This window comes from Pseudomonas sp. 05T35, assembly GCF_056396605.1.
Genome location: NZ_JBFTLU010000564.1, coordinates 1 through 3,128 on the forward strand (window position 1 = coordinate 1; position 3,128 = coordinate 3,128).

Sequence of the window (3,128 nt, forward strand, 5' to 3'; positions counted from 1 at the left end):
CTGCGAGGCTGCGTTCGGCTGCGTAGCAGTCGTAAAACCCGCCTATACGGTTGATCTGGTCGACCGCGCTGCATGAATTTACGAGTGCTGCGCACTCGAACGCAGCCTCGCAGGCTCGACAGCTGCTACGGACTCGAACGCAGGCTCGGCAGCTGCTACGGGTCATCCGGTCTGCGAGGGGTGAGCAGGGTGTTGCGCTCGTGAAAATTATTCTGTAGTTTTTCATGAAATTATAAAAACATAATTTCATGGGTGCCCGAATGTTTCAGCAGTCYTCGCAGCATGTCGCCAGCTATTACGCCCACAGTTGCGCTGATCGCCTGTTGAACCGAGCCGCTCTGGAAGGTGAACACACAGCCGAGGTGCTGATCATCGGTGCCGGTTTCAGTGGCTTGCATACCGCCTTGCGCCTGGCCTTGGCGGGCAAGCGCGTGACGTTGCTGGAAGCCAGTCGTGTTGCCTGGGCGGCCTCGGGGCGTAATGGTGGGCAGGCGATTCTCGGCTGGTCGTGTGACATGCCGCCTCTGGAGGCTGCGCTGGGTTATGAACGCGCGCGGCGCTTGTGGGACGGCATGCGCTGGGCGGCGCAGGAGTTGCGCGAGTTGCCGGCGCGCCATGGTTTCGACTGCGATTATCGCCCCGGCCACTTGTGGACGTCGGTCATGCCGCGTCGGGTCAGTCTCCTGACCGAGTGGCAACGCGAGGCCAGCCATAAGTGGGGCCACGATGGCCTGCAATTCATAACGCGTGAGCAGTTACCGCAGTGGGTCGCCAGCGAGCGTTATCAGGCGGGGCTCTATGACCCCGAAGGCGGGCATCTGAATCCATTGAAGCTGGCGCTGGGGCTGGCCGCAGCCATCGAACATGCTGGCGGCTGCATCTTTGAGCAAAGCAAAGCGCTGAGCTATCGCGAAGACGGCGATCAGTACCGGGTGACTACCGAGCACGGCCCTATCTGGAACGGGTCTTCCCGCAGCTCAAAGGTGTCGAGCTGGAGTTTGCCTGGGGCGGGCATATCGATCTGACCCTCAAGCGCACCCCTGACATTGGCCGGTGTGGCGACCTCTACTGGCTACAGGGTTATTCCGGGCATGGCGTGCTCCCGACATTGGCTGGGGCTCGCGCCGTGTCCGATGCGATTCTCGGTCAGCCGGACGAGCTGGCGTTGTACCAGGGGTTACGTAATGACAGCTTTCCCGGCGGTAAATACCTGGCAGCGCCATTGGAAGCGATCGGCAAGGCCTGGTACCGACTGCGCGACAGCATTTGATGAGTCATCTTCCGGAATTACTGGCATGAACAAGCAAGAAGAAATCGCCGCGCTGGCGATCCTGATCCACGATCTGCGCAAGCACAAGAAATACACCCTCAAGGAATTGGCCGACAAAATCGACCGTTCCGTGGGCTTTCTTTCGCAAGTCGAACGGGGCTTGTCACGACCGACCGTGGCGGACCTGACCGCGATCAGCGAAACCCTCGGCGTGCCAACCACCTATTTTTACAGCCTGCCAAAACCCAAGGTGTTGCCTTGGGTGACCCGCCCGGATGAGCGCCGCACGTTGTACTACGCCAACGGAATTACCGACATTCTGGTCTCGCCGAAGATCAGGGCCTCGTTCTCGATGCTCGAAAGCCAACTGGAGGCCGGCGCCAGCAGTGGCGAGCGGCACTTGAGCGACAGCTCCGAGCAGGGCGGCTACGTCCTGGAAGGCGCATTGACGCTGTGGTTGGGCGATGACGATGAGCCGGTCACCTTGCAGGCCGGCGACAGTTTTCAGCTCGACAGTCACACGCGCTGTCGCTACGGCAACCTCACTGACCAGCTCACGCGAGTGCTTTGGGTTTACACCTGATAACAATAAAAGGAACAACGACGATGGATGCTGCCTGCTCTGATCTGCTGGCTGAGGTTCGTGCTTTTCGCCAACGCTACCCCGAGGTGCGCTATGTCGACCTGATCTCCCTGGACATTCCCGGGCATTTCTACGGCAAGCGCTATCCGATAGAGATGCTCGAAAAAGTGGCTGCCGGCAGCGCCCTCAAGCTGCCGCAGAACTGCGTGTTACTGGGCGTGCAGGGTGGGCTGTTCAAAATCGGCGACTACTGTTTTAACGACGGCGACCCGGATGCTCTGCGGCGCCTGGTGCCAGGCACGCTCAAGCCGGTGAGCTGGGAATCCAAGCCATTGGGTCAGATGCTGATCACCTCGGACGGCACCGAGAAGCCGATCGTCTTCGAGCCCCGCGAGGTCCTCGCGCAGGTGTTGGAACGGTTGCGTGGCAAAGGTATTCATCCGGTAGTGGCGTTCGAGCTGGAGTTTTATCTGTTCGATAAACAGCTGCGCGACGGGCAGCCGCAGTTCCCCCGCGATCAGCTGTCGGACGATGCCGATGATCAACCGAACATGCACATCGAGCGGCTGTCGCGCTTTTCGCCGGTGCTCGATGAAATGGTCGAAGCGGCGAGGGCGCAAGGCATCGATACCACGGTGATCACTGCCGAACTTGGGCCGGGCCAGTTCGAGATCAACTTCGGCCACCTCGATGACGGCCTGCGCGCTGCCGACTGGGCGGCGCTATTTTGCCGTAGCACCCGTGGCGTCGCGCTCAAGCACGGTTACCGCGCCAGCTTCATGGCCAAGCCTTACTTGCAGCATCCGGGCAGCGGCATGCATGTGCATGTCAGCCTCTATGATGCCGAGGGTAAAAACCTGCTGGCCGCCAACCAGCAGCAAGCACTGCGGCATGCGGTGGCCGGCTGCCTGGAGCTGCTGCCGCATTGCATGCCGATATTCGCGCCGAACCAGAACGCCTTCCGGCGTTTGGGCGGTACGGTGAACGCGGCGACACGTGCCAGCTGGGGTTTCGAGGATCGTGATGCGTGTGTGCGGATTCCCGATTCGGATTCGAAAAATCTGCGTATCGAGCATCGCCTGGCAGGCGCGGATGCCAACCCTTATCTGGTGCTGGCAGCGATTCTGGTGGGATTGGAGCAGGGGCTGGAAGCCGGTCGCGAGCCGATCGCAGCACTCAATGAAGACCGCAACAGCGGGATCGATTTCCCGCTGGAAATGCTCGAAGCCGTGCGCGCCATGCAGCATCAGCCACAACTGCGCGAGGGTTTGGGGG

The 3,128-nt window shown here is 60.8% G+C and carries 2 protein-coding genes and 1 pseudogene; all 3 read left to right on the forward strand.

Annotation, left to right across the window (positions count from 1 at the left end):
* Positions 1-260: 260 nt before the first annotated feature.
* Positions 261-1,270, forward strand: a pseudogene (locus tag AC1DH9_RS27225) (NAD(P)/FAD-dependent oxidoreductase).
* Positions 1,271-1,295: 25 nt separating this feature from the next.
* Positions 1,296-1,853: a helix-turn-helix domain-containing protein gene (locus AC1DH9_RS27230; RefSeq protein ID WP_019689871.1), complete on the forward strand. Its 558-nt coding sequence runs from the start codon at positions 1,296-1,298 to the stop codon at positions 1,851-1,853.
* Between the two features lie 23 nt (positions 1,854-1,876).
* Positions 1,877-3,128: glutamine synthetase family protein (locus AC1DH9_RS27235; RefSeq protein WP_477809140.1), on the forward strand; the 1,252-nt coding region annotated here is incomplete at its 3' end.